The 3,419-nt window shown below is 59.9% G+C and carries 3 protein-coding genes; all 3 read left to right on the top strand.

All coding sequences use genetic code 11. From position 1 onward, the window contains the following. Positions 1–443 precede the first annotated feature (443 nt). The 3 genes from ACIBO1_RS32240 to ACIBO1_RS32230 all read left to right on the top strand — a co-directional run bounded on the left by ACIBO1_RS32240 (position 444) and on the right by ACIBO1_RS32230 (position 3,252). Positions 444–1,601 carry a hypothetical protein gene (locus ACIBO1_RS32240; protein ID WP_396753085.1) on the top strand — a complete coding sequence of 386 codons (1,158 nt, stop codon included), beginning with the start codon at positions 444–446 and terminating at the stop codon, positions 1,599–1,601. Between the two features lie 57 nt (positions 1,602–1,658). Continuing rightward, positions 1,659–2,291 (top strand): RHS repeat-associated core domain-containing protein, encoded by a 633-nt coding sequence (locus tag ACIBO1_RS32235; protein WP_396753083.1) that lies wholly within the window; start codon positions 1,659–1,661, stop codon positions 2,289–2,291. Positions 2,292–2,736: 445 nt separating this feature from the next. Next, positions 2,737–3,252, top strand: coding sequence for a hypothetical protein (locus ACIBO1_RS32230; RefSeq protein ID WP_396753081.1), 516 nt, complete (start codon positions 2,737–2,739; stop codon positions 3,250–3,252). Positions 3,253–3,419 lie beyond the last annotated feature (167 nt).

Below are 3,419 nucleotides of genomic sequence, written 5' to 3'. Positions count from 1 at the left end.
CCCTGCACTGGTCAATCTGGCGACGAACATCCCAAGCCCGAGCCCGCCGATCCCACTACCAGCGCAGACAGGCCAAGTGACGTTGGAGTACTAGAGGGCGCTGAGTCAAAGGTAGCGAACGAGTTGAACAGCTGGCGTACGGCAATGTACGAAGCGATGGCAAACAGTGAGTGGTTTTGCGGTGGGGGGTTTGAAATGCGTTAGTCCTCGTGGTGGTGGCATTTAAGAATGCGGGAGCTGCCTGATCTGCGAGCGGTAACACCTGTTACCTGATCCACGCAAGAATGAACGGCTCTGCGTCAGCAACTCACCCCGCGCCGGAGGTCTCGCCCCGTCCCAAGCCGCCACGCCGTCAACAAAGCTCATGGGCACTCCAGCTAGCTCCGCGCACCTAAACGCCGCTCGGATCTTGACAAATGAGTTTGTTGCTGACAGGAGTCCTCATGTCGATATTCGATGACTTTATTCGTACAGATCATTCGCCGAGGAAGCTGAACGAGGTCGAGTACGCTTTCCTCAACCGCTCGGCCAGGCTGCCTTTTGCAGAAGTCCGCCGACTGCTTACCGAATGGGTGGATCAGTACCCCTCCTCAGAGCGCAACTCGTTGATCAAGAGCATGCAGGCTGGGGACGATCACGAGTTTGAGTCGGCTTTCTGGGAGCTCTACCTACATGAGGCGTACCGCCGTGCCGGCTATTCCATCACGGTGCACCCAGAAGTGCTGGGCTCCTCAAAGCGCCCAGACTTCCTCATTGACAACGGCGAGAGCAGATTCTATCTGGAAGCAGTACGGGCGAGCATCGCAACGAGAGCACTTGCTGAGGAACGCCGTTTAAGCGACGTGCATGCCGTGCTGGAGAAACTTCCTGCCGACACGTTCAAGATCAGCTTTGCCTACGACTCGATCGGCTTGCGACCGCTGGCCACGACCAAGCTACGCAATCAGCTGTCGCAATGGCTCGCGTCCCTTGACCCCCACGCAGTCTCTGCGGCATTCGCCGCCAACCCCAGCCGCCACACCCTTCCACGCCGAGCATTTAAGGAGGATTGTTGGTCCCTAACATTCGCAGCTTTGCCGCTGCGACCCGACACATTCGGCAAGGGCGGCCAACTCGTTGGCCTGTTTGGCCCCAGGCGGGCAGCAGGCGTAGACAACGTCACTCCGCTAATCCGGGCTGTCGGCGCAAAGGCAAATCGATACGGGAAACTCAACGCCCCCCTCATTGTCGCAGTTATGGCAAACACGGAGTACCCGACGAGGGACTACGACATTCAGCGAGTACTGTATGGCCTCTCCGCTGCAATCCCTCGACAAGCTTCCGAATGTCCAAGCGATCTTTACCAGAATGGGCACTGGCTAACCCGCAAAGGTTGGAGGCGCGGCCACGCCCCCCAAGTAATCACCACAAGCAACCTCAAGCCTTGGCGGGTCGCCAACGTCCAACCTAGCCTGTGGACCACCCTTGAACCCGGAGTCAACATCCCCCTACAGCCGCGATGGCTGGCACCCGTCTCGGTTGACACGCCTGAGCCGACCGTATCGCCAGCGCAGCCGATCAACGAGCTCTTCGGCTTGCCAGAGAACTGGCCGATTGGCTGACCGTGGTTGAGTCTCGGTTGCACCAGCCGTCTTCCGTACTGACACCTACCCGGCGGCTTGGAGGTCCGCTACACCAACTCCACCACCGCCAAGACCGCCACCCGCTACTACAACCACGCCGGCGCCACCATCGCCGTACGCACCAGCAACAACCTGCACTGGATCATCGGCGACCACCATGGCACAGCCGAGCTAACAATCAACGCCGCCACCCTGGCGGTGTCCAAGCGCCGCACCCTGCCCTATGGCGAGACGCGCGGGAGCGGCACCGGAACTTGGCCGGCCGTCATGGATAAGGGCTTCGTCGGTGGAATCAAGGACCCCACCGGCCTGACCCACATTGGTGCCCGAGAGTACGACGTGTTCATCAGCCGATTCATCTCTGTCGACCCGGTCATGGACCGAGCAGATCCGCAACAGATGCATGGCTACGCCTACGGCAACAACTCGCCAGCCACGTACACCGACCCCACCGGACTCTACTTCGAAGAGGGGGGCGGCCAGAACCGCCGTGGATTCGTCACGAAGACTACCTCGGGGAAGAGTGCAATACGAGTAAGCGGAAACTCGAAAAGAAAAACGAGACTGTCAAGGATCTGCCGAAGCGGACGCCAAACCCTGCGCCTGGCCGCTCCCCATTTGCTGTCGCCCCCTCCCCGCGCAAGGGTGGGGAGGAAAAATTCAGCCTGACAAAGGCGGTCTTCCAGTTTGCATTTGAGAGCATGGCGAGGATCCATACCGAGGATATTGGCCAGGCTACGCGTTGGCTGGTCACGCACACCGGCGGACGATGTGAATACGTGTATGATATGTGGGCATGCGAGCAAGGGCGATTGCCGCTTGGCTCGGCAAGGGGTGGAACTATGTATGGCACCACATTCGTATGGAGAAATAGCCCCCAGAGAATGAACGATAAGCTCGCGGCGCACGAGAAGCACCACCGTGATGAGCAGTGGGGGCGGTATGGCCTCCTATTCCCGGCCCTGTACTTTCGAGCCGAGGCGATTGATGTTTGGATAGGCGGCGACGGCTGCAATAGGTTCGAAAAGGCCGCTGAAGTCGCCAGTGGTGGCGGAGGAGGCTACCCGTGTTAAGGGCGCGAGTGGTTATCCTTTCGATAGGGATATCGCTACTGATGGCCAGCTGTGGTGTCCTGCTGCCCAGCCATGACTACTATGCCGTCGGCGTAGCGCGGATCGGCGATCGAATCCACATCTACGCGCCGCTCTGCGAAGGTGAGCAGGTGGTGGAGGTCGAGGCGATCGACAACCAGGCGGCCGCGAAGGTGTCGGACTTTGATCCTACGTCAATGCGGTTTACCTACTGGAAGGTCGCGGATCCCACGGAGGCGCCCATCGCCGAGGGGTGGATCACGCTTGGCGACAGCAGCGGCTATCGTACGACGACCATCGAAGCGGGCTCGAACATCGGACTCCCCGAGTTCGTTGGTATCACTCTGCGTCTCAACGTGAAGGGGGGGCAGCACACGGTGGCGGACGTGATAGTGATCTCCGAGGCGCCCGAATACCCGGCTGATGCAGACCCTCAAGTTGTCAAATACACCTATCGCGATAAGAGCGGCGGAGAGGGTCCGCGTAACGCACAGGAGATCCGTGAGGATTCCGGGTGCGCTGCAAACTATCCAGCGTGACGTGACGGGAAGGTGCGGAGGACTCCAGTTCCACTTCTGTGGGCCTCCGCACTTTCCTGTAGCGGGACTCGCCTAGTACTCCAACGTCACTTGGCCTGTCTGCGCTGGTAGTGGGATCGGCGGGCTCGGGCTTGGGATGTTCGTCGCCAGATTGACCAGTGCAGGGT

Origin of the sequence: Micromonospora sp. NPDC049903 (genome assembly GCF_044460945.1) — a bacterium.
In the GTDB taxonomy this organism is placed as follows: domain Bacteria; phylum Actinomycetota; class Actinomycetes; order Mycobacteriales; family Micromonosporaceae; genus Micromonospora.
This window is presented reverse-complemented; position numbering and strand designations above follow the sequence as displayed.

Excerpts from the sequence above, each read along its gene's own strand:
- ACIBO1_RS32240 (WP_396753085.1), top strand. The coding sequence starts at position 444 with ATGTCGATATTCGATGACTTTATTCGTACAGATCATTCGCCGAGGAAG.
- ACIBO1_RS32230 (WP_396753081.1), top strand. The coding sequence starts at position 2,737 with ATGGCCAGCTGTGGTGTCCTGCTGCCCAGCCATGACTACTATGCCGTC.